We start from the raw sequence: 22,534 nt of genomic DNA on the forward strand, positions 1-22,534 counted from the left end.
GTAGCCCGCAGCCACCCGACGAAGCCAATATTTCTTTCTCCCCGGGCGCGCCAGTCGTTCTCACAGCGCGCATCAGTCAGGCCGAGCAGACGGAATCTCGCACAGAAACTAGCGGTTCTGTGCGAGATTCCGTCTGCTCGCCGAAATTAGGCGACTCAGGCGTCTTCGAGGAGGTCCGGAGTGACCGCGGATTCGGTGTCCGGAATCCCGTCCACTTTCGCCTTCCGGTCGGCCATCGACAGTAAGCGCCGAATCCGTCCTGCCACAGCATCTTTGGTCATCGGCGGATCGGCGAGCCGGCCGAGTTCTTCCAGCGATGCCTGCCGGTGCTCGACCCGCAGCTGGCCCGCGGTGGCCAGGTGGTCGGGCACCGTGTCACCGAGTATCTCCAGCGCGCGCTCCACCCGGGCCGCTGCGGCCACGGCCGCACGCGCCGAGCGGCGCAGGTTGGCGTCGTCGAAATTCGCCAGGCGGTTGGCCGTGGCGCGAACCTCACGACGCAGCCGCCGCTCCTCCCAGACCAGCCGGGTGTCCTGGGCACCCATCCGGGTGAGCAGGGCGCCGATCGCCTCGCCGTCGCGCACCACCACCCGGTCCGCGCCGCGCACCTCGCGGGCCTTGGCGCTGACCCCGAGCCGCCGCGCCGCACCGACAAGCGCCAGGGCCGCCTCCGGCCCGGGGCAGCTCACCTCCAGAGCCGAGGAACGCCCGGGTTCGGTCAGCGACCCGTGCGCCAGGAAAGCTCCCCGCCACGCGGCCTCGGCGTCCGCGATGCTGCCGCCGACGACCTGCGCCGGCAGGCCGCGCACCGGACGTCCGCGCATGTCCAGCAAGCCGGTCTGCCGGGCCAGCGCCTCACCGTCGTTGGCCACCCGCAACACATACCGGGTGTTCTTGCGGATTCCGCTGGCCGACAACACATGCACCACCGCGTTGTAGCCGTACAGGTCGAAGATGTCCTTGCGCAGCCGCCGCGCGATGCTGCCCAGATCGACCTCGGCCTCGACGACCACGCGGCCCGCCACGATGTGCAGGCCGCCGGCGAACCGAAGCAAGGACGTGACTTCCGCACGCCGCGCGCTGACCGACTTGACTACCAGACGGCTCAGCTCGTCCTTGACTTCAGTCGTCATCGCCACGCGTCGTCACCCCTCGGTAGTACACCGTCGATCGGTATCTCTTCTGTGGCCTTCACCGCGGGCGCCGCCGGATCCCTGTCTCGCACACGCACCCCGTCCAGGACTGCCGCCAGCTTGCCCGGGTCATGTAAAGGTGTACCAGGTCGGGCCACGTCGGCGAAGTGGACCTCGGCCTGCAGCAGTGTCGCGGTGCGTCGCAGTTGGTCGCGTTCGCGGTCGCTGGGGACTCGCTCGGCGTCGATGATGATGTCGTCCACGGTGAATCCCGGCGCATGCTGCGCCAGGACGTGGAGATGACGTTCCACCGAGAAACCCGCCGTCTCCCCCGGCTCGGCGACGAGGTTGAGCACCAGGGCCTTGCGGGCCGTCGTGGCCTGCAACGCCTGCAGCAGGCCGGGAACCATGACGTGAGGGATCACGCTGGTGAACCAGGAACCCGGTCCCAGCACCACCAACTCGGCCGCCATGATGGCGTCGACGGCCTGCCGGGTCGCCGGCGGAGCGGCCGGCAACAGGCGCACCCGGCGCACCTTGCCCGGCGTCGATGCGATGGCGACCTGACCGCGGATGACCCGGAACATGCGCGGGTCGGACTCCAGCCCGGACACGTCGGCCTCGATCTGCAGGGCGATTGGGCACATCGGCAGCACCCGGCCTTTGACGCCGAGAATGCGCCCGATCTCGTCGAGGGCGGCGACCGGATCGGCCAGCACCTCCGAGAGCCCGGCCAGCAACAGGTTTCCGATCGGGTGCCCGGCCAGCGCGCCGCTCCCGCCGAACCGGTGTTGCAGGATGGTGGCCCACAGCCTGCCGTGCGGACTGTCGGATGCCAACGCGGCCAACGCCATTCGTAAATCACCCGGCGGAACCACGTCCAGCTCGCTGCGGAGCCGGCCCGATGAGCCGCCGTCGTCGGCGACCGTCACGATCGCGGTCACGTGCGGGGTCAGGCGGCGCGCCGCCGACAGCGTCGCGTACAGGCCGTGTCCGCCGCCGAGCGCGACGATGCTGTCACTCATTCGCGACCCAGATCCCGGTGCAGCGCCCGTACGGTCAGCTGCGGATCGGATCCCAGCAGGCCCATCAAGGCCTCCGCGATTGCCACGCTGCGGTGCTTACCGCCGGTGCAGCCGATCGCGACCGTCATGTAACGCTTCCCCTCCCGGCGGTAGCCGTCGACCACCAGCGATAGCAACCGATGGTAAGTCTCCAGGAACTCCGCCGCGCCCGGTTGGCTCAAGACGTAGTCGCGCACCGGCTCATGCTGGCCGGTCAGCGGGCGCAACTCGTCCACCCAGTGCGGGTTGGGGAGGAACCGCACATCCATCACCATGTCTGCGTCCATCGGCAGGCCGTATTTGAAGCCGAAGGACTCGACCGTGACGCTGGTGGTCGCGCCCCCGTTGCCGCCGAACGCCCGCTCGATGCTCTCCCGCAGACCGCGCACCGACAGGGTCGACGTGTCGATGATCAGATCCGCGGTGGCACGCACCGGAGCCAGCATCCGACGTTCCGCGGCGATGCCTTCGGCCAGGGTCTGTTCGCCCTGCAGTGGATGACTGCGGCGATTGTTCTCATAGCGGCGCACCAGCATGTCGTCGGACGCCTCCATGAACACCACCCGCGGCGTGATGTTGCGGGTCGCCAATTCGTTGCGCACCTCGTCCAGATCCCCGGTGAACCCGCGGGACCGCACGTCCATGACGACCGCGAGCTGGGTGATCCGGGATCCGGCGGCCAAGCCGAAATCGACCATGCGAGTGATCAACTGGGGTGGCAGATTGTCGGCCACGTACCACCCGAGGTCCTCGAGCACCTTGGCGGCGGTGCCGCGTCCGGCACCCGACAATCCGGTCACCAGAACGACATCGATGCCGCTGGAGTTCTCGCCGTTGGTCATTCCGCAGCTCCCGTCGCGTCAGGCCGTAGTGCCTCGAGTACGGCGGTGGCGGTGGCGACACCGATACCCGGAACGGCGGTGATCTGGTCGACAGTGGCCTCCTTGAGGCGGGCTATCGATCCGAAGTGGGTGACCAGCGCCTTGCGCCGGTGCTCGCCCAATCCGGGTACGGAGTCCAGCGCCGACGCCGTCATTCGCTTGGATCGCTTGCTGCGATGGTAGGCGATGGCGAAACGGTGCGCCTCGTCGCGCACCCGCTGCAACAGGTACAGCCCCTCGCTGTTGCGGGGCATGATGACCGGATCGGGCTCGGCGGGCACCCAGATCTCTTCGAGCCGCTTGGCCAGCCCGATCACCGCGACGTCGGTGATGCCCAGCTCCTCCAGCACGGCGCTGGCCGCGTTGACCTGCGGCGCCCCGCCGTCCACCACGTAGAGGTTGGGCGGGTAGGCGAACCGGCGCGACTTGCCTTCTGGGGAAAGCACATTCGTGTCACTCTGGTCGCTGAGATGCCGCACGAAGCGGCGCCGCGTCACCTCGGCGATCGAGGCCACATCATCCGAGCGACCCTCCCCCGCGGCCTCCCGGATGCCGAAGTGCCGGTAATCGGACTTGCGCGGCAGGCCGTCTTCGAACACCACCAATGAGCCGACGACGTCGGTGCCCTGCACGTGGCTGATATCGACGCACTCGATGCGCAACGGCGCGTCGGCCAGACCGAGCGCATCCTGAATATTCTGCAGCGCAGCCGATCTGGCGTTGAAGTCACCCGCCCGTTTCAGCTTGTGTTGCTGCAGAGCCTCTTTCGCATTGCGTTCCACCGTTTCGGCGAGCGCGCGCTTGTCGCCGCGGCGCGGCACCCGCAGGGTGACCTTGGCGCCACGCAGCCCGGACAGCCAGCTGGCCAGCTCATCGTGGTTGGACGGCAGGCACGGCACCAGCACCTCGCGCGGCACCGGATTGACGGATTCGTCGGCCGCTCCGCCCAATTCAGCCTGCTCACCGTAGAACTGCGTCAGGAACTGCTCGACCAGCTGCTCGGCGCCGGAATCCCCCGGGTCGCCGGACTTTTCGACGATCCAGCCCCGCTGACCCCGGACCCGTCCCCCGCGGACGTGGAAGACCTGCACCGCGGCCTCGAGATCGTCGTCGGCGAAGGCGACGACGTCGGCGTCGGTACCGTCGCCGAACACCACGGCCTGCTTCTCCATCGCCCGCCGCAACGCACCCAGGTCGTCACGTAACCGGGCCGCGCGCTCGAAGTCCAGCTCGGCGGACGCCGCGTGCATCTGTTGCTCCAGCTCGCGCGCGAAGCGTTCGGTCTTGCCGGACAGGAAGTCGCAGAAGTCGAGCACGATCTGGCGGTGCTGCTCGGCGCTCACCCGGCCGACGCACGGCGCCGAGCATTTGTCGATGTAGCCGAGCAAGCAGGGACGGTCGATCTGGTTGTGCCGCTTGAAGACTCCGTTGGAGCAGGTGCGGGCGGGGAACACCCGGGTAAGTAGGTCGAGCGTTTCGCGGATGGCCCACGCGTGGGAGTAGGGCCCGAAATAGCGCACCCCTTTGCGCCGCGGTCCGCGGTAGACCATCAACCGCGGGTACTCCTCGTTGAGGGTGACGGCCAGCACCGGGTAGGACTTGTCGTCGCGGTAGCGGACGTTGAAGCGCGGGTCGAATTCTTTGATCCAGTTGTATTCCAGCTGGAGCGCCTCGACCTCGGTGTTGACCACCGTCCACTCGACCTTGGCGGCCGTGGTCACCATCTGGCGGGTCCGTGGGTGCAGTCCGGCGATGTCGGCGAAGTATGACGTGAGCCGACTGCGCAGGCTCTTGGCCTTTCCGACGTAGATCACGCGGCCGTGCGTATCCCGGAACCGGTAGACGCCCGGCTCGACCGGGATGGACCCGGGCGCGGGACGGTAAGTAGCGGGATCTGGCACGTGTCCAGGCTAATGGTCGGCGGAAGACGACTTGGAGAGACCGTAGCTCTGTCGCGCGGGTGGTCCCGCAGCCAGAAGGCATTTTACGACTTGCGCGAACTCCCATGAAACACGAACGGAGCGCAGGTCTTTCTGTTTATCGTGGATGGGCTAGGGGGGCATGCACGTAACACTGCGTGGGGGGTCAAATGTCTTTTCTCACAGTCGTGCCGGACATCGTGACGGGCGCGGCGGCCGATGTCGCCGGCATCGAGTCGGTGCTTCGCAGGGCCAATCAAGCGGCCGCCGCTTCCACCACCGAGGTCCTGTCCGCAGCCGGCGACGAAGTGTCCAGGGCGATCGCCCAAATGTTCTCCGGTCACGCCCAGGAGTACCAGGCGCTCAGCATGCGGGCAACGGCCTTTCAGAGCGAGCTGGCGCGGACGCTGAGCGCGGCCGCGAGCCGGTACGTGGCGGCCGAGGCCGCCGCCGCTGCTGACATGTCGGCGCAGAGCATCGAGCAGGGCCTGCTCGACGTCATCAACCTGCCCACCAATGCGTTGCTGGGGCGGCCCCTGATCGGGGACGGCGCCAGCGGGACGACGAACGCGCAGGGGGTCGGAACGCCCGGTGGCGGCGGTGGCCTCCTGATCGGAAACGGCGGCCGCGGCGGCGACAGCATCGCAGCGGGCGTCGTGGGGGGCGCCGGCGGTCCGGCCGGGCTGCTGGGCACGGGCGGCACCGGCGGCATGGGCGGCTTCGGTGCCGCAGGCGGAGTCGGCGGCACCGGAGGCTGGCTGTACGGAAACGGCGGTATCGGTGGCATCGGCGGTCCCTACAGCACCGGCGGCACCGGCGGTAGCGCACTGTTGTTCGGCGCCGGAGGAACCGGTGGCCTGGGTGGGGCACTCGGCGGCGCCGGCGGGATGGGTGGCCGCGGCGGGTGGCTGATCGGAGATGGCGGCACCGGCGGCACCGGCGGAGTCTCCGGCGGGCCCGGTGGAGCCGCCGCGGGCCCGGGCGGAGCTGGAGGCGCCGCGAGCCTCGGCGCACCCGGCGCTACCGGCGCCACCGGCGGCCCGCCCGCCATTGCGGTAGTGGTTGACCAGCAGTTGCACCGACCGTATGTCAACGTGTCCATCGGTGGCGGTCCGATTTCGCAGGTGGTTCTCGACACCGGGTCGGTAGGCCTGATCGTTCCGCCGCAGGATGTGAACTTCGCGTCGCTCGGGCCGGTCACTCATGCGGGGTACAGCATCACCTACGGCGACTTCGCCAATCAGATCACCGAAACGTACGACACCTACGCGACGACTGTGAATTTCGGGAACGGGATCATCACCGCGCCCACCACCATCGGGGTGATCACGTCCGTCGCCCAGACAGTCAACGGTGTGACCACCTTTCTCCCGACATCAGCAGGGGTGCCAGTGCTCGGAATCGGAGCAACCCAGTTGGGCGGGTCACCCATTGCCGGTCCGATACAGGCACTTCCGGGCACCTTGAACCAGGGCATCCTGATCAACGAGCCCGCGGGGCTCGTTCAGTTCGGTGCTAACCCGGGCACCGCCTTCGCCCTCTCGAATGGCGCTCCGATCACCAACCTGCTGGTGAGCGTCAACGGAGGCGCTCCGCTGCCGGTCTTCGGCGCGCTGGTCGATACCGGTGGCCTGTCGGGTCTCCTGCCCTTTTACCTGGGGACCGGAGCGGTCAACGGGTTGGTACCGGCCGGCACCCACCTGACGTTCTACAACGACGGCGGCGTGCTGCTGTATCAGCAGACCGTCGGCACGGGCTCCGACGCGCCGCGCGTCGGGTTCCTGAGTCTGAATACCGGCAACACACCCTTCGAACTGATGCCGATCTATTTCTCCTACAGCACGCCGGCGGGAACCATTTTCTACAACCGCTAAGCCACGCGACTGTTCAACTGCGCCTTGCGGATTGGCGCCCACTCGGCCATCGGGAAACCAGCCGAGGAATTGCACGCCGTGATCACCAGGACCACCTTGGGCACGGCGACCAAGCCAAAACTGCATGTCCAGTCCGGACGCCCCATGCTCCACATCATGACGTCGTCCTGTGGCGCGCCGAACTCGGTGACACGCATCGGCTGGAAGTCCCCGCGCGGGCTTACCCCGATCGCGTCGTCCCGGCAGTCGGAGACTTCACTGAAAGCCCGCCAGGCCACACCGTAGGGATTCAGTTCGTAGTCGTACACGCTGATCGATTCGGCGTACATCGACGGACCGCCGAACGTATAGGCCGACTCGGCGTAGTCCGCAGCATCCGACGGCCGCAGCGGCGATCCCCGGAAAAGCAGGGCCGCCGCGCATTCCTTGGGGCGGACGCTGGTGAAATAGTCGTCGCCCACGGGCGCCGGGCGGCCGGGCCCCCACGGCGTCTCGTCCCCGTCCCGGAGCAGCAAGTCGCGAGCCGAAGCCGCTTGTCCAGACTGGCCAGTCGCTCGCATGCCGTGCCCGTCGACCGCTCGGGTGCAGCCGACCAGCATCAGCGCGGCGAGACAGACGGTGATGATCCGGCGCTGCCGGGCACGTGTCATCAGCGAGCGTGCAGGTCCGGCCGGTAGCGGGCCAGTTGCGCGCGAACGGCGTCCATTGCCTGCACGGCGCGCTCCTTGTCCACCGACTGAATCGCCATGATGGGAATGTATTCGTCGTCGGGTAGATCCACGCGAGCCCAGCGGCTGCCCACCGGGAAGGACACACCGACCACGTCGCCCCACGGTATCAGCTTGTCGCTGAACACATTCCGCACCGAAAGCCCGGCGGCGCCGACGCGCAACCGGGGCCGCGTGAACAGTAGGGCCAGGCCGGCCAGCACCACACCCAGCACACCCATCGCCACCTGGTCGGCCGTCTGGAAAACGACGCCACTGGAGCCGACCTTGAGGACCAACCCGATCGCGATGTGCGCCACCACGAGCAGAACCGCCGCGGCGTAGGCGAACATCGGCGTCAGGTGGGGACGGCAGACCAGGTCCCAGGTGGGGCTCCGGTCGTCGGGCGACTCGGTCACGATCGAGCGCGCAGATCGCGCAGGGTCAGCGCGGTGGTCAGGGCCGCGGCGGCCGCCTGGGCGCCCTTGTCTTCGGCGGACGACGGCAGGCCGGCCCGATCCAGGGCCTGCGCCTCGGTGTTAGTGGTCAGCACGCCGTTGGCGACCGGCGTCGACGCGTCCAACGAGACCCGTGTGAGGCCCTGGGTGACCGCGTCGCAGACGTAGTCGAAGTGCGGTGTCTCGCCCCGGATTACCACCCCGAGCGCGACGACGGCGTCATGAGTGCGGGCCAACTCCTGGGCGACCACCGGGATCTCGATCGCGCCGAGCACCCGCACCACTGTCGGATTGTCGATGCCGGAGTCGGTTGCCACCTTGCGGGCGCCGGCCAACAGGGCGTCGCAGATCTTGTCGTGCCAGGTGCTGGCGACGATGGCCAGCTTGGTGCCGGACGCGTCCAGCACCGGCATATCCGGCACGCCGGCGCCACCACTCATTTGCGCCGCTCCTTCTCATTGCTGCGCAATGCATCGTCGCCGCCGCGCCCGCTCATTTGCGCCGCTCCTTCTCATTGCTGCGCAATGCATCGTCGCCGCCGCGCCCACTCATTTGCGCCGCTCCTTCTCATTGCTGCGCAATGCATCGTCGCCGGCGCGCCCGCTCATTTGCGCCTCACAGAGCACCGCCGAATTCGCCTGGCAGATGCACGGATTCGTGGAAGTCGTCCAGGCCGGCCAGGTCGTGGCCCATCTTGTCGCGCTTGGTCATCAGGTACCGGATATTCTCCGCGTTGGCGCGCACCGGCAACGGCACCCTTTCGATGATGTGCAATCCGTAACCGTCCAGGCCGACCCGCTTGGCCGGATTGTTGGTCAGCAACCGCATCGAGCGGACCCCGAGGTCGACGAGGATCTGCGCACCGATGCCGTAATCCCTTGCGTCAGCCGGCAATCCGAGCTTGAGGTTGGCGTCCACGGTGTCTTCGCCGGCGTCCTGCAGCTGATAGGCCTGCAATTTGTGCATCAGGCCGATGCCACGGCCCTCGTGTCCGCGCATGTACAGCACCACACCACGCCCCTCACGGGCCACCATGGCCATCGCGGCGTCCAGCTGCGGCCCGCAGTCGCACCGGCGCGACCCGAACACGTCGCCGGTCAGGCACTCCGAGTGCACGCGCACCAGCACGTCGTCGCCGTCACCGGTGGGCCCGGCGATGTCACCGCGGACCAGCGCCACATGCTCGACGTCCTCGTAAAGGCTGGAATATCCGATCGCGCGGAACTCCCCGTGCCGGGTGGGGATCCGGGCCTCGGCGATGCGCTCGATGTGCTTTTCGTGCTTGCGGCGCCACTCGATCAGGTCCGCGATGGTGATCAGGGCGAGCCCGTGTTCGTCGGCGAACACCCGCAACTCATCGGTCTGGGCCATCGAGCCCTCGTCTTTTTGGCTGACGATCTCGCAGATCGCGCCGGCCGGTTGCAGTCCGGCCATCCGGGCCAGGTCGACCGCAGCCTCGGTGTGTCCGGGGCGGCGCAGCACCCCGCCGTCCTTGGCCCGCAACGGAACCACGTGCCCGGGGCGGGTGAAATCGGTGGCGATACTGGCCGGATCGGCCAGCAGGCGCATCGTCGTCGCCCGGTCGGAGGCCGAAATTCCGGTTCCCACACCAATTCTCGCGTCGACCGTCACGGTGTAGGCGGTGCCGTGCTTGTCCTGGTTCACCGCGTACATGGGCAACAGACCCAGCCGGTCGCAGATATCGCCGTCCAACGGCACGCATAGATATCCGGAGGTGTAGCGGACCATGAAGGCGACCAGTTCGGGAGTGGCCTTTTCGGCCGCAAAGATCAGGTCGCCTTCGTTCTCGCGATCCTCGTCATCGATGACGACGACGGCCTTGCCCGCCGCAATGTCGGCAACCGCCCTTTCGACGGAGTCCAACCTCGTCATCTTGTGTCCTCACCTGGCTGCTGTTGCTCTCAAGTATGAACCACCGCAGCCCCGCAGTTATTGCCCCTGCTCGTTGAGCGGGAGCCGCAGCCTCAGCTTCCGGCCTGCAAAAGCCGTTCCACGTACTTTGCAATCACGTCCACCTCGAGGTTCACCTGGGTGCCCACCGGCGCCGAACCGAGCGTCGTCAGCTCGCGCGTGGTCGGGATCAGCGAGACCTCGAACCAGTCCCTGGGCTCGGCGCCCAGCCCGGAGACGGTCAGCGATATCCCGTCGACGGTGATCGAGCCCTTCTCCACCACGTAGCGCGCCACCGGGGCGGGCATCTCGATCCGCACCACCTCCCAGTGCTCGGAGGGGGTCCGGGCCACGATCTCGCCGGTGCCGTCGACGTGCCCCTGCACGATGTGCCCACCCAGCCGGCTGTTGATCGCCGCGGCGCGTTCCAGGTTCACCCGGCTGCCGGGCCGCAGCTCACCCAGGTTGGACCGATTAAGCGTCTCGGCCATCACGTCGGCGCTGAACTGGCCGTCCGGCAGCACGTCCACCACGGTCAGGCACACCCCGTTGACGGCGATCGAGTCCCCGTGGCCGGCATCGGAGGTGACCCGCGGACCGCGGATGATCAGTCGCGAAGCGTCGGCCAGCGCATCGCGGCCGGTCACCTCTCCGAGCTCCTCGACAATTCCGGTGAACATCGCACCAGGTTAATGAGTGTCCGACCGGGCCTGCACCCGCCTGGCTCCCTGGCCGGGTCGGGGGCACCCTCTACGATGCAGGGTATGCAAAAATCCCGCCGCCTTCTGGCTGTCCTGGCTGCGCTGGTCGTCGCGATCACGTTTGCCGCAGGGTGCTCGATCAAAAAGAAAGACAGCGGCGGGCCACTTCCGGACGCCGCAGCCACCCAGACTCTGGTCACCCAGGCCACCCAAACCAGCAAGGGCGTCAAGAGCGCACACATCGTTCTGACGGTCAACGGCAAGATCCCGGGACTGTCTATCAAGACCCTGACCGGCGACCTCAACACCGAGCCCACCGCCGCCAAGGGCAACGTCAAGCTGACGTTCGCCGGATCGGACATCGACGCCGACTTCGTGGTGATCGACGGAATCCTGTACGCCACGCTCACCCCGAACAAATGGAGCGACTTCGGAAAGGCGTCGGACGTCTACGACCCCTCGCAGATCCTGAGCCAGGACAAGGGCGTGGCCAACGTGCTGGCGAACTTCAGCGAGGCGAAAGCCGATGGGCGCGAGAACATCAACGGCCTGAACACCGTGCGGATCACCGGGAAGACCACTGCCGAGGCGGTGAACGCGATCGCACCGCCGTTCAGCGCGTCGGAGGCGGTCCCGACGACGATCTGGGTTCAAGACGGCGGTGATCACCAGCTGGTGCAGGCCCGATTGGAGCGCGGCACCGGCAACTGGGTGCAGATGACCCTGTCGAACTGGGGCCAGCAGGTCCAGGTCACCAAGCCCCCGCTGAGCTGATGACCATGCGGGCAGGACGTCGAATCGCAATCAGTGCGGGCAGCCTCGCGGTGCTGCTGGGTGCCCTCGACACCTATGTCGTGGTCACGATCATGCGCGACATCATGAACAGCGTCGGCATTCCGGTGAACCAGCTGCAGCGGATCACCTGGATCGTGACGATGTACCTGCTGGGTTACATCGCCGCGATGCCGCTTCTGGGCCGGGCCTCTGACCGGTTCGGCCGCAAGTTCGTGCTGCAGGCCAGTCTGCTGATGTTCATTGTCGGCTCGGTGGTGACCGCGCTGTCGGTGCAGATCGGAAACTGGACCATCGAGGCCGGCGACTACATCCTGCTGTCACCGGATCCGAACCGGGCTTTCCACGTGCTGATCGTCGGCCGCACCATTCAGGGCATCGCCAGCGGCGCCCTGTTGCCGGTGACGCTGGCCCTGGGTGCCGACCTGTGGTCGGAGCGCAACCGCGCCGGCGTCCTCGGCGGCATCGGAGCGGCACAGGAACTGGGCAGCGTGCTGGGCCCGCTGTACGGCATCTTCATCGTCTTTCTGTTCCACGACTGGCGCCACGTGTTCTGGATCAACGTCCCGTTGACCCTGATCGCCATGGTGATGATCCATTTCAGCCTGCCCTCGCACGACCGCAGCGACTCGCCGGAGAAGATCGACATCACCGGCGGCCTGCTGCTGGCGCTCGCGCTGGGTCTGGCCGTGATCGGTCTGTACAACCCCAACCCCGACGGCAAGCAGGTGCTGCCGAGTTACGGGTTGCCGCTGGTGATCGGGGCGGTCGTCGCCGCCGTCGCGTTCTTCGCCTGGGAGCGTTTCGCCCGTACCCGGCTCATCGAGCCCGCCGGCGTCCATTTCCGTCCGTTCCTGTCTGCGCTGGGCACGTCGGTCTGCGCCGGCGCGGCCCTGATGGTGACGCTGGTGAACGTCGAGTTGTTCGGCCAGGGCGTGCTGCAGATGGACCAGACCCAGGCGGCGGGCCTGCTGTTGTGGTTCCTGATCGCGCTGCCGATCGGCGCGGTACTCGGCGGGTGGATCGCCACCCGGGCCGGCGACCGGGTCGTGGCGTTCGTCGGGATGCTGATCGCGGGCGCCGGCTACTGGCTGATCTCGCACTGGCGCGGCGACCTGATGCAGCGCAAGCACGACATCTTGGGGCTGATGCTGCCCGCCGTACACACCGACCTGCTGGTCGCAGGCCTGGGACTCGGTCTGGTGATCGGACCGCTGTCCTCGGCGGCGCTGCGCGTGGTGCCCGCGGCCCAGCACGGTATCGCCTCAGCCGCCGTGGTGGTGGCCCGCATGACCGGCATGCTGATCGGCGTCGCGGCACTGAGCGCGTGGGGGCTCTACCGGTTCAACCAGAACCTGGCTCACCTCTCGGCGACCATTCCTCCGGACGCCAGCGTGTTGGAGCGCGTCAGCATTCAGGGCAAGCAGTACCTGCAGGCGTTCGCCGATATGTACGGCGACATCTTCGAGGTCACCGTGGTGATCTGCGTCGTGGGTGCGCTGCTGGGACTGCTGATCGGCGGCCGCAATGAGCACGCCGACGACGACGTGGACGACGTGGACGAGCGGCCGGCCGTCGAGGCGCAGCCGGTGCGGGAGCCCGCTAGCGAGCCACCAGGCTGAGCAGCAGGTCCGGTCCGACCTGCTCGACGCTGTCGAACTGCCAGCGCAACGCGTGCGACATGCTGGACACTCCGACATCGTCGACGGCCGTCACCGGACCGCCCAGCAGGATCGGCGCGACATAGGCCAGGATCCGGTTGATCGCACCCGCCCGCAGGAACGCCCCGGCCAGGGTGGGTCCGCCTTCCAACAGCACATCGGTGCGGTCCGCGAGCGCCCTGAGCACCTCGATGGGTTCACGGGTGCGGATCACCATGGTGCGTGAATCGTCGTTGAGCACATTGGCTTCCGGCGGGATCTCGCGTCTGCCCACCACCACCCGCAGCGGTTGCTGCGGGGCCAACGAACCGTCCGGCAACCGCGCAGTCAGGGTCGGATTGTCGGCCAGCACGGTGCCGGTGCCGACGATGATCGCGTCCGCGATCGCGCGGCGCCGATGCAAATCTGCGCGCGCGGCCTCGCTGGAAATCCACTGACTCGATCCGTCGGCCGCGGCGCTGCGCCCGTCGATGCTGGTCGCGTACTTCCAGGTGACATGCGGAAAACCGGTGCGCTGCTTGAACAGCCACTCCCGTAGCGGACCGGCGGCCACCTGATCGGCCATGATGCCCGACCGCACCTGCAGCCCCGCCGCCGTCAGTCGCCCGGCCCCGCCACCGGCAATGCCGTTCGGGTCGTTGAGGGCGTAGATCACCGTGCCCACCCGCGCCTCGATGAGTGCGTTCACGCACGGCGGTGTCTTGCCGTAGTGGTTGCACGGCTCCATGGTGATCACCGCGATACCACCGGCGGCCAGACCGCCGGCCCGGCGCAGCGCGATGACCTCGGCGTGGTCGCCGCCGGCCGGCTGGGTGGCGCCGACGCCGACGACCCGGCCTTCCTGGTCCACGATCACGGCCCCGACCGGCGGATTCGGATAGGTGGTGCCCTTGACCTGATAGGAGTGCTCGATGGCCAGCTTCATGGCCTCTTCGATGCTTTTGACCTGCTCGGGGACGTTCGGTCCGGTCATGACCGGCTCCCCAGGTGGCGTGACGCCGCGCTGGCCTGCCGGCGCAGCGCCGCCACCGCGGCGGCCGGATCCTGCGCGCCGTACACCGACGAACCGGCGACGAAACAGTCGACGCCGGCTTCGGCGGCCTGCTCGATGGTGTCCTCGTTGATACCGCCGTCGATCTCGACCAGGATCGTCAGCTCCCCCGCGTCGACCAGCTTGCGCACTGTCCGCACCTTGCTCAGCACCTCCGGGATGAAGCTCTGCCCGCCGAAACCGGGCTCGACGGACATGATCAGCAGGGTGTCGAACTGGGGCAGGATTTCCAGGTACGGCTCCAACGCGGTGCCGGGCTTGACGCTAATTCCGGCCTTGGCCCCGGCGGCGCGGATGTCACGGGCGACGCCGACCGGGTTGTCGGTGGCCTCGGCGTGGAAGGTGACGTTGTAAGCGCCGGCCTCGGCGTACGGCGGTGCCCAGCGGTCCGGGTTCTCGATCATCAGATGGCAGTCCATCGGAATGTCGGTGGCCGCCAGCAGGCTCTCCACCACCGGCAGACCGATGGTCAGGTTGGGCACGAAGTGAGCGTCCATCACGTCGACGTGCAGCCAGTCGGCGCCGTGCACTGCGGCGGCTTCGTCGGCAAGCCGAGCGAAGTCAGCCGCCAGGATTGACGGCGCTATCAGCGGACCCCCCGTACCAGGCATGTGCGACAGACTACTAATCCTCCGGAAGCCGGCGCAGGGCAGCCGCGAACATGGCGTCCGTGCCGTGCCGGTGCGGCCACAACTGCACGTACGGACCCTCACCCAACCCATCGACCGGTTCGAACAGCGGCCGGGTGTCCAGCGCCGCCACCGGGTGCCGGCGCAGCGCGTCGGCGACCACTCCCACCGTCTCGGCCAGGTGTGGAGAGCACGTCGCGTACAGCACCACCCCACCCGGGCGGGTGAGCGAGATCGCGGCGGCCAGCAGTTCACGTTGCAACCTGGCCAGTGCGGGCACGTCCGACGGCTGTCGTCGCCAGCGTGCCTCGGGCCTGCGTCGCAGCGCGCCCAGCCCGGTGCACGGCACGTCGACCAATACCCGGTCGAACACCGGTTCCAGTCCCGTCTCCCGACCGTCGGCCCGCAATACCTCGACGGGCAGGCCCCGGGTGTTCTCCACGACCAGATCCGCCCGATGCTCGGCGGGTTCCACCGCGGTCACCGTCGCGCCCCGTTGCGCGGCGAGGGCGGCCAGCAGTGCGGTCTTGCCGCCCGGGCCAGCGCACAGATCCAGCCAGCGCCCGGTGTCGCCGTCGACCGGAACCAGGGTCAGCGCCCGCGCCACCAACTGGCTGCCCTCGTCCTGCACCAGCGCCTGCGCCTGGCGTACCGGCTCCAGCTGCCCGGGGTCACCTCCGGGCAGGTATACCGCGTAGGGCGAGTACCGCCCGACGGTGCCGTGCACCGTCTCGGCGAGATCGGCGGCCGACAGTACCCCGGGGCGGGCCGCCAGATGCACCAGGGGTCGTTCGTCGTCGCTGGCCAGCACGTCGTCCAGCTCGGCGGCCGATGCTCCCAGCGCATCGGCGAACGCCTGAGCGATCCAGCGTGGGTGAGCGTGCACGAAGGCCGAGTGACCGACCGGGTCGTTGCGCGGTGCCAATTCCTGCACCCAGGACTGCTCGTCCCTGCCCGAGATGGTGCGCAACACGCCGTTGACGAAACCGGCTCGCGCCGAATCGAATTCGATACCCGCCTGGTCGACGGTGGTCGATACCGCGGCATGCGCATCGACCCGGGTGCGCAGCAGCTGATATGCCCCGAGCCGCAGCAGGTCAAGCAGAACCGGACTGATCGTGTCCGGCGCACGGCCGGCGGCGGCCCCGATCACGGCGTCCAGCAGCCCGGCGCTGCGGCACGTTCCGTAGGTGAGTTCGGTTGCGAACGCGGCGTCACGGCCGGTGATCCCGCGTTCGCGCAGCAGCGCCGGCAGCACCAGATTCGCGTAGGCGTTGCGTTCCCGGACCGCACGCAGCGCATCGAACGCGGCCCGGCGAGCGGGGTCCAGCGGCTTCCGGCGCGGTCGCTGCTGGGGCTTCTGCGGTTTGCGGTCGGGCCGTTTGTGGTAGGGCCGGTCCTGGGTCATGACGCCCGGATCTCAGGGGCGAGCCGGGCACCTCGCGCCCAGTCGGCGGCGTTCATCGGCTTCTTCCCGGGAGGCTGGATCTGGCCGAGCCGCACCGGTTGGGACGCCGTGCCGACCCACACCTGGTTGCGGCCGATGTGTATGCCACCCGGCGACAGGGGCTGCGGAGCTTCCGAATCCACTTGCACCGGACCAACTTTCACTCTCATGTCACCGATGAGGGTCCACGCCCCGGGGTTCGGTGTGACGGCCCGGATGCGCCGCTCGACCACCTGCGCAGGCAGGTCCCAGCGCACCCGGGCCTGCTCGACGGTGATCTTGGGCGCCAGGCTGACCCCGTCGGCGGGCTGCGGGCGTGGGGTCAACGCCCGGTCCTCGATACCGTCCATGGTCGCCGCCAGGAGCTCCGCACCGGACACCGCAAGTCGCCCCAGCAGATCACCGGCCGTGTCGGTCGGCCGGATGGTTTCGGTGACGGTGCCATACACCGGCCCGGAGTCCAGGCTCGGCTCGATCTGGAAGGTGGTGGCCCCGGTGACGGTGTCACCCGCGGCGATCGCGGCCTGTACCGGTGCGGCGCCTCGCCAGGCCGGCAGCAGCGAGAAGTGCAGGTTGACCCAACCGTCCGGAGGAACCGCCAGCAGCGGAACGCCGAGCAGCGCGCCGTAGGCCACCACCGCGCAACACTGCGGGGCCAGCTCCGCCAGTTCGGCCACGAACTCCGGCGAGTTCGGCCGCGCAGGCCGCAACACCGGGATCCCGCGGTCGAGGGCCTCCCGCGCCACCGGCGACGGTTGCGGTGTGCCGCGGCGCCCCGCCGCCGCATCGGGCCGGGTCAGGACCGCGATGACCTCGTGTCGGGGCGAGTCCATGAGCCGACGTAGGGCGGGCAACGCGGGTTCGGGGGTACCGGCGAAGACGAGGCGCACCGGCACAGTCTATGAACTTCGGACTCAGGCAACGCGCCCCGCAGTCACCCAGCGACATCACAGCTATCTACAAACTTGCCTATGCATACTGTGTCCGTACGACACAAATTCCGGGTCTTTACTCCCTCAAAGGAGCCACGCATGACAATTGACACCCCCGTTCTCGCCTACGAGACACTCGAGGCCACCCACCGGGCCATGTGGGCGCTGGGCGACTACGCACTGATGGCCGAAGAGGTGATGGCACCCCTGGGCCCCCTGCTGGTGGCCGCCGCAGGTATCGGACCGGGTGTCCGGGTGCTCGACGTCGCCGCCGGGTCGGGCAACATCTCGCTGCCCGCGGCCCGGACGGGCGCCACCGTCACGTCGACCGATCTCACCCCGGAGCTGCTGCAGCGCTCCCAGACGCGCGCGTTCGCGGAGCGCCTGAAGCTGCACTACCAGGAGGCCAACGCTCAGGCACTTCCGTTCGGCGACAACACATTCGACGCAGTGATCTCCGCGATCGGGGTGATGTTCGCTCCGGATCACCAGTGTGCCGCCGATGAGCTTGTCCGGGTGTGCCGGCCGGACGGAACGATCGGGCTGATCAGCTGGACACAGGAGGGCTTCTTCGGCCGGATGCTGGCGACCATCAGGCCCTACCGGCCCAGTCTGTCGTCGGACCTGCCGCCCTCTGCGCTGTGGGGGCGTGAGGCCTACATCACCGGACTGCTCGGCGACCGCGTCACCGACGTCGACACGCGGCGCGGGCTGCTCGAGGTGACGCGGTTCGACACCGCCCGCGACGTGCACGACTACTTCAAGAACAACTACGGCCCGACGATCGAGGCGTACGAGAACATCGGTGGGAATCGGGTGCTGGCAGCCGAACTCGACGCCCAGCTCGTCGAACTCGCCGACGAGTACCTGACGAACGGCGTGATGGAGTGGGAGTACCTGCTGCTCACCGCACACAAGCGCTGAGAGCCGCGGCGGTCCGGCGCTTACAGCTCGCTGAAGTCGACGTGAGCGTCGGGTTCGCCGCCGGCGGCGGTGAACGCGGTGAGCGCCCGGACCAGTCCGTGCCGCTCCGCCGGCGGCATCTTCTCGACGATGCGGGCGATCTCGCTCCGCCGGTTTGCCGTCACCTTTGCGACCACTTCACGACCGCGCTTGGTCAGCGAAGCGAGCAACTCCCGGCGGGACGTCGGATGTGGCAGGCGGTCGATCAAGCCGGCGCTGACCAGCCGGTCGACCATCCGGCCGGTGGCCGAGGGTTGCACACCCAGGGAAGTCGCCAGTGTCGCCAGATTCACCGGACCGCGGTTGGACAGGATGACCAAGGTGCGGAACTGCGGGATGGTGATGGAGTCGTCTACTGCCGCAATCGAATTCGCCGAAATCCCAACTAACAGCCTGGACGCTGTCAACAACGCGTCGGTGATCATGTCCAGCGACTCTGTCGTCGCGTTCTCTGTTGCCATCGAAGCCCCCTTCCCCGGTGCCGAGCTAGAGCACAGAAATTGTAACAGCCTCCTACAATCGAACACCTTAATTGTTGCTTGCCCATATAATTTCCTATGGATCCGTTCGCGACCGGGGCAGGCGCCACAACCGCAGGAGATCCGATGACCAGCTACGTCTGTGAGGCGCCCGTCACCGTCACCCGATGTGCAGCGGATCGATCTGGACCCGAACCGGCTCACTGGTCTGCCGGGCACTGAGCACCCCGACGGCGCCGCGCAGCGCCGCCGCCAGTCGCAGTCCGTCCGCACGCGGGACCCGCACCAGCATCCTGGTGACCGCGGCATCGGCCGCGATGCCCGCCGGGCGGCGTGCGCCCGCCGGCAGGTCCACCGGGCCCAGCAACTCCGCGTGGTCGGGCAGCCGCGCTTCCTCGAGCAGGGCGGCCACCGCCTCGGCGGTGCCGTCCAAGGCGGCGATGTGCACACTCGGCGGTAGGCCCACTTCGGCGCGCGCCGCGAGTTCGGCATCGGCGTGGCCCACCGGATCCCAGCGAATCAGCGACTGAACCGTCGGAAGCGCCGACTCGGCGATCACCGTCACCACCCCGCCGTCACCGCGGGGCCGCACCAGGGCGGCCGCGTTCATCCATCGCCATAACGCGTCCTCGGCCGCGCGCAGGTCCTGGCGGCCCAGCAGCGCCCAGGTATCCAGCAGCAGCGCCGCCCCGTAACCACCCGCGGCGCACGGTTCGGCGCCGGGCGTGGCGACGACCAGGGCCGGACGTGCCGGAACCTGAGGCACGATGACATCAGCCGCTGAGGTCACCACGGGGGTGCCCGGGAACGCCCTGCCGAGTTCCTCAGCGGTGCGGCGGGCACCGACCACCACCGCACGTACCGCGTCGGACCCGCATTTCGAGCAGCGCACCGCCGGATCCACCCGACCGCACCACCGGCACATCGCAGCGCCGCCGCGATCCGTCAACCCCAATGGACCGGTGCAGTGCCGGCAGCGTGCGATCGTCCGGCAGCGCCCACACGCCAGCGACGGCACATATCCGCGCCGGGGCACCTGGACCAGCACCGGCGCCCCTGCCTCCAGCGCGGAGCGGGCGGCGCGCAGCGCGATCGAGGGCAGTCGTGCCGTGTGCGCCGCCGGGTCGCGCTCCTCGGCATATCCGCTGTCGTCGAGCGCCACCACTCGCGGCGTACGGGCGCGCACCACCGGCCGTGGCGCGACCACATCCTGGGCCCACCCGCTGCGCACCAGCGCCTGCGCCTCCGCGGTACGGGAGTAGCCGCCGATCAGCGCGGCGCAGCGGGCCTGGTGTGCGCGCAGCATCGCCACCTCACGGGCATGCGGGTAGGGCGCCCGCGGTTCGGCCAGGCTGTCGTCGGCGTCGGACCAGACCATGACCAGCCCGAGGTCGGTGACCGGGGCAAAGACCGCACTACGGGTGCCGATCACCACGCGTGCGCTGCCGCGGAGCGCGGCCAGCCACCGCCGGTAGCGGGCCGCGGGCCCGAGCCCGGCTGACAACGCCACGACGCTGGACTCGTCGACCCATGCCACGGCCGCCTGCCATAACATGTCCAGATCGCGCTGATCGGGCACGATCGCCAGCACCGAATGCCCGGCCGCGACCGTCTGGGCCGCCGCCTCGGCGAACCGGTCCGCCCACCGCTCCCCCGGCAACGCCTGCCACACCGCGCGAGCGGCCCGCGATTGCGCCAGCGCATCCAGGAACTGACCGCCCCGGCCGTAGCCCTGCCAGCCGGCGGGGTCCACCGGCTGCACCACCGGCAGGGCCGGAATCGGGGCTAGTTCCTTCTCGACCCTGGCGTGCCGGGCCGGCACCGCCAGGCGCAGCACGTCCGGCCTGGTGCCGGCATAGCGGGCGGCGACCGCTTCGACCAGTCGGCGGATCTCCGGAGTGAGAACGGGCTCGGCCGATACCACCCGGTCCAGCCAGCCAAGCCTGCCCTGATGGTCGGTGTCGTGGCGGCGTTCCAGCACGAACGCGTCGACCAGCCGGCCGTGGAAACGCACCCGGACCCGCACCCCGGGCTGGGCATCGTCGGACTGCTCCGGCGGTACCAGGTAGTCGAATTCGCGATCCAGGTGTGGCACCGACAGCATGGGCAGCACCCGCGCGATCGGCTCCACGTCGGCGACCGCGCCGGCGGTATGCCGAGTTATGTTGTCAGACAGGCTTTTTCTCGTCACGGTGGGTCCACCGTAACCACAGGCAGCGACAACTAGCTGTCGGCGGCCGCGGCAATGTCGGTACGACCGAAGAAGAAACCGGCCGTGATCAGGATCTCGGCGGCGGCGTACGACCACCAGATCGGCACCGCCAATGCCTCGTTGCCGAGGATGAATCGGCTGATCGCGATCATCGAATCCGATGCCGCGAAGCACACCGCGCCCACGGCGGTCCAGATGGTGGGCAGCTTGGCCAGCAGCGCGGCGCACACCATTGCCGACAACACGGTGATGTAGACCGTCACGGGCAGAGCCAGGTTTTCCTTGCCGTCGTCCAGGTGTGGCCAGAACCAGATCAGCATCGACGCCGACGCCACCACCATCAGCGCGGCAGCGGCGACGCGGGGCCGCGTCGGAGCGGCGTGGGGTACCAGCGCTCCGAGAAAACAGATGTGCGCCAACAGGAATGAACCAAGGCCGAGGACGAACGACTGCGTCCACCACGGGATCGCCAGCAGCCAGTCACCGCCGGCCGAGAACAGCAACGCCGGCACCAGCCAGCGCCGCTCGCGGACGACGGGGTGCGCGAACGCGGCGACCATCAGCAGCAGCGCCATCGACGCCTTGAACGGCGGCTGCAGGATCCAATGTCCGGTGAGTTCGCTGCCGGGCGGCACGCGCAGTGCGATGACCGTCAGATAGACGCCGTAGGCGATCCCCGCCCAGCCGGCCGCCACCCAGCCGCCGACCATCAGACGCGATGCGTACGGTACCTCCATGCCGAATTTCGACAACACCGCATTACCTCGGGATGATGAGAAACCCGGAGTCGATCCCATCCTGCTGAAGGTACTGGATGCGGTTCCGTTTCGGCTATCAACCGACGACGGAATCGATGCGGTGCGACAGCGGCTGCGCGACCTGCCGCGCCGGGCGCTTCATCCCGAGCTACGCGTCGAAGACCGGGCGATCCCGGGACCGACTGGGTCCATCGGTGTGCGAATCTATTGGCCACCAACGAAATCCGTTGCACCGGTCGTCTTGTTCTTCCACGGCGGCGGCTTCGTGATGGGCGACCTCGACACGCACGACGGCACCTCACGCCAGCACGCCGTCGGCGCCGAGGCCATTGTGGTGTCCGTCGACTACCGCCTGGCACCCGAGCACCCCTACCCCGCCGCCGTGGAGGATGCCTGGGCCGCGGTGCGGTGGGTGGCCGAGTTCGGTGCTGAGATCGGCGCCGACACCAGCCGCATCGCCGTCTCGGGGGATTCGGCGGGCGGCACGATCGCCGCGGCGGTGGCACAGCGGGCCCGCGACGAAGGCGCGCCGGCCATCACCTTTCAATTGCTGTGGTACCCCTCCACCATGTGGGACTCGTCGCTGCCGTCGTTCACCGAGAATGCCGACGCGCTGATCCTGGACGCGAAGGCCATTTCCGACTTCTCCCGTTGGTACGCAGGCGAAGTCGACATGGCCAACCCACCGGCAGCCATGGCGCCGGGACGGGCTGACGACTTGTCGGGGCTGCCGGCCGCCTATATCGCCGTCGCCGGTTTCGACCCGCTGCGCGACGACGGCATCAAGTACGGCGAGCTGCTGGCGAACGCCGGCGTGCCCACCGAGGTGCACAACGCGGAGACGATGGTGCACGGCTACGTGGGCTACGCCGGAGTGGTGCCCGCGGCCACCGCAGCGATGGAGCGCGGTCTGTCCGCATTGCGCGTTGCGCTACATGGATAGTTGCCCGCATGCATACGCT

At 68.5% G+C, this 22,534-nt stretch carries 21 protein-coding genes; 5 read left to right on the forward strand and 16 right to left on the reverse strand.

Going from position 1 to position 22,534, the window contains the following annotated elements; all coding sequences use genetic code 11:
- Nucleotides 1-155: 155 nt before the first annotated feature.
- From whiA to uvrC, 4 genes are read right to left on the reverse strand one after another with little or no spacing between them, the layout of a single operon-like run.
- Nucleotides 156-1,133: a DNA-binding protein WhiA gene (gene whiA / locus QXK92_RS07305; protein ID WP_055579598.1), complete on the reverse strand. Its 978-nt coding sequence runs from the start codon at nt 1,131-1,133 to the stop codon at nt 156-158.
- Nucleotides 1,130-2,158 carry a uridine diphosphate-N-acetylglucosamine-binding protein YvcK gene (yvcK, locus tag QXK92_RS07310; protein WP_306241012.1) on the reverse strand — a complete coding sequence of 343 codons (1,029 nt, stop codon included), beginning with the start codon at nt 2,156-2,158 and terminating at the stop codon, nt 1,130-1,132. Before yvcK ends, whiA begins: the two co-directional genes overlap by 4 nt.
- Nucleotides 2,155-3,039 carry an RNase adapter RapZ gene (gene rapZ / locus QXK92_RS07315; protein WP_306241013.1) on the reverse strand — a complete coding sequence of 295 codons (885 nt, stop codon included), beginning with the start codon at nt 3,037-3,039 and terminating at the stop codon, nt 2,155-2,157. The genes yvcK and rapZ overlap by 4 nt, the downstream gene beginning before the upstream one ends.
- Nucleotides 3,036-4,979, reverse strand: a complete 1,944-nt coding sequence (uvrC, locus tag QXK92_RS07320; RefSeq protein ID WP_306241014.1) for an excinuclease ABC subunit UvrC — start codon at nt 4,977-4,979, stop codon at nt 3,036-3,038. The genes rapZ and uvrC overlap by 4 nt, the downstream gene beginning before the upstream one ends.
- A gap of 188 nt (nt 4,980-5,167) precedes the next feature.
- Here uvrC and QXK92_RS07325 point away from each other — a divergent pair, with 188 nt between their 5' ends.
- The gene (locus tag QXK92_RS07325; protein ID WP_306241015.1) at nt 5,168-6,871 is read left to right on the forward strand and encodes a PecA family PE domain-processing aspartic protease; all 1,704 of its coding nucleotides are present in this window, start codon (nt 5,168-5,170) and stop codon (nt 6,869-6,871) included.
- Here the strand turns inward: QXK92_RS07325 and QXK92_RS07330 are convergent.
- The 5 genes from QXK92_RS07330 to QXK92_RS07350 form a co-directional block, all read right to left on the reverse strand.
- Entirely contained in the window at nt 6,868-7,521 is a 654-nt protein-coding gene (locus QXK92_RS07330) for a hypothetical protein (protein WP_306241016.1), read from the reverse strand. The genes QXK92_RS07325 and QXK92_RS07330 overlap by 4 nt on opposite strands.
- Nucleotides 7,521-7,931 carry a PH domain-containing protein gene (locus QXK92_RS07335; RefSeq protein ID WP_371934196.1) on the reverse strand — a complete coding sequence of 137 codons (411 nt, stop codon included), beginning with the start codon at nt 7,929-7,931 and terminating at the stop codon, nt 7,521-7,523. Before QXK92_RS07335 ends, QXK92_RS07330 begins: the two co-directional genes overlap by 1 nt.
- 62 nt (nt 7,932-7,993) lie before the next feature.
- Nucleotides 7,994-8,476, reverse strand: coding sequence for a 6,7-dimethyl-8-ribityllumazine synthase (ribH, locus tag QXK92_RS07340; protein WP_306241018.1), 483 nt, complete (start codon nt 8,474-8,476; stop codon nt 7,994-7,996).
- A gap of 175 nt (nt 8,477-8,651) precedes the next feature.
- Nucleotides 8,652-9,929, reverse strand: a complete 1,278-nt coding sequence (locus QXK92_RS07345) for a bifunctional 3,4-dihydroxy-2-butanone-4-phosphate synthase/GTP cyclohydrolase II (protein WP_306241019.1) — start codon at nt 9,927-9,929, stop codon at nt 8,652-8,654.
- 92 nt (nt 9,930-10,021) lie between these two features.
- Nucleotides 10,022-10,627: a riboflavin synthase gene (locus tag QXK92_RS07350; RefSeq protein WP_306241020.1), complete on the reverse strand. Its 606-nt coding sequence runs from the start codon at nt 10,625-10,627 to the stop codon at nt 10,022-10,024.
- A gap of 75 nt (nt 10,628-10,702) precedes the next feature.
- Here QXK92_RS07350 and QXK92_RS07355 point away from each other — a divergent pair, with 75 nt between their 5' ends.
- Nucleotides 10,703-11,422 (forward strand): LppX_LprAFG lipoprotein, encoded by a 720-nt coding sequence (locus QXK92_RS07355; RefSeq protein WP_306241021.1) that lies wholly within the window; start codon nt 10,703-10,705, stop codon nt 11,420-11,422.
- Between the two features lie 5 nt (nt 11,423-11,427).
- Entirely contained in the window at nt 11,428-13,062 is a 1,635-nt protein-coding gene (locus QXK92_RS07360; RefSeq protein WP_306241022.1) for an MFS transporter, read from the forward strand.
- On the opposite strand, the gene ribD is transcribed toward QXK92_RS07360, so the two are convergent.
- Genes ribD through fmt form a run of 4 tightly spaced genes read right to left on the reverse strand, consistent with a single transcriptional unit; the run spans nt 13,043 to nt 17,118 of the window.
- Nucleotides 13,043-14,074: a bifunctional diaminohydroxyphosphoribosylaminopyrimidine deaminase/5-amino-6-(5-phosphoribosylamino)uracil reductase RibD gene (ribD, locus tag QXK92_RS07365; RefSeq protein WP_306241023.1), complete on the reverse strand. Its 1,032-nt coding sequence runs from the start codon at nt 14,072-14,074 to the stop codon at nt 13,043-13,045. The genes QXK92_RS07360 and ribD overlap by 20 nt on opposite strands.
- The gene (gene rpe / locus QXK92_RS07370) at nt 14,071-14,772 is read right to left on the reverse strand and encodes a ribulose-phosphate 3-epimerase (protein WP_306244253.1); all 702 of its coding nucleotides are present in this window, start codon (nt 14,770-14,772) and stop codon (nt 14,071-14,073) included. Before rpe ends, ribD begins: the two co-directional genes overlap by 4 nt.
- 4 nt (nt 14,773-14,776) lie before the next feature.
- On the reverse strand, nt 14,777-16,189 hold the full coding sequence (locus QXK92_RS07375; protein ID WP_306241024.1) for an RsmB/NOP family class I SAM-dependent RNA methyltransferase: 1,413 nt from the start codon (nt 16,187-16,189) through the stop codon (nt 14,777-14,779).
- Nucleotides 16,186-17,118: a methionyl-tRNA formyltransferase gene (gene fmt / locus QXK92_RS07380; protein WP_306241025.1), complete on the reverse strand. Its 933-nt coding sequence runs from the start codon at nt 17,116-17,118 to the stop codon at nt 16,186-16,188. Before fmt ends, QXK92_RS07375 begins: the two co-directional genes overlap by 4 nt.
- A 141-nt stretch (nt 17,119-17,259) precedes the next feature.
- Here fmt and QXK92_RS07385 point away from each other — a divergent pair, with 141 nt between their 5' ends.
- Nucleotides 17,260-18,084: a class I SAM-dependent methyltransferase gene (locus tag QXK92_RS07385; RefSeq protein ID WP_306241026.1), complete on the forward strand. Its 825-nt coding sequence runs from the start codon at nt 17,260-17,262 to the stop codon at nt 18,082-18,084.
- A gap of 20 nt (nt 18,085-18,104) precedes the next feature.
- Here the strand turns inward: QXK92_RS07385 and QXK92_RS07390 are convergent, their stop codons facing one another.
- The 3 genes from QXK92_RS07390 to QXK92_RS07400 form a co-directional block, all read right to left on the reverse strand.
- Entirely contained in the window at nt 18,105-18,584 is a 480-nt protein-coding gene (locus QXK92_RS07390) for a MarR family transcriptional regulator (RefSeq protein ID WP_306241027.1), read from the reverse strand.
- Between the two features lie 178 nt (nt 18,585-18,762).
- Nucleotides 18,763-20,706, reverse strand: coding sequence for a primosomal protein N' (locus tag QXK92_RS07395; protein ID WP_306244255.1), 1,944 nt, complete (start codon nt 20,704-20,706; stop codon nt 18,763-18,765).
- A 119-nt stretch (nt 20,707-20,825) separates the two neighbouring features.
- Nucleotides 20,826-21,551, reverse strand: coding sequence for a lysoplasmalogenase (locus QXK92_RS07400; RefSeq protein ID WP_306241028.1), 726 nt, complete (start codon nt 21,549-21,551; stop codon nt 20,826-20,828).
- On the opposite strand from QXK92_RS07400, the gene QXK92_RS07405 reads away from it, so the two are divergent.
- A complete protein-coding gene (locus QXK92_RS07405) occupies nt 21,550-22,515 on the forward strand; it encodes an alpha/beta hydrolase (protein WP_306241029.1) in 966 nt (321 codons plus the stop codon). The two genes, QXK92_RS07400 and QXK92_RS07405, sit on opposite strands and share 2 nt — an antisense overlap.
- Nucleotides 22,516-22,534: the final 19 nt, after the last annotated feature.

Source organism: Mycobacterium sp. TY815, assembly GCF_030755135.1.
GTDB lineage: Bacteria > Actinomycetota > Actinomycetes > Mycobacteriales > Mycobacteriaceae > Mycobacterium.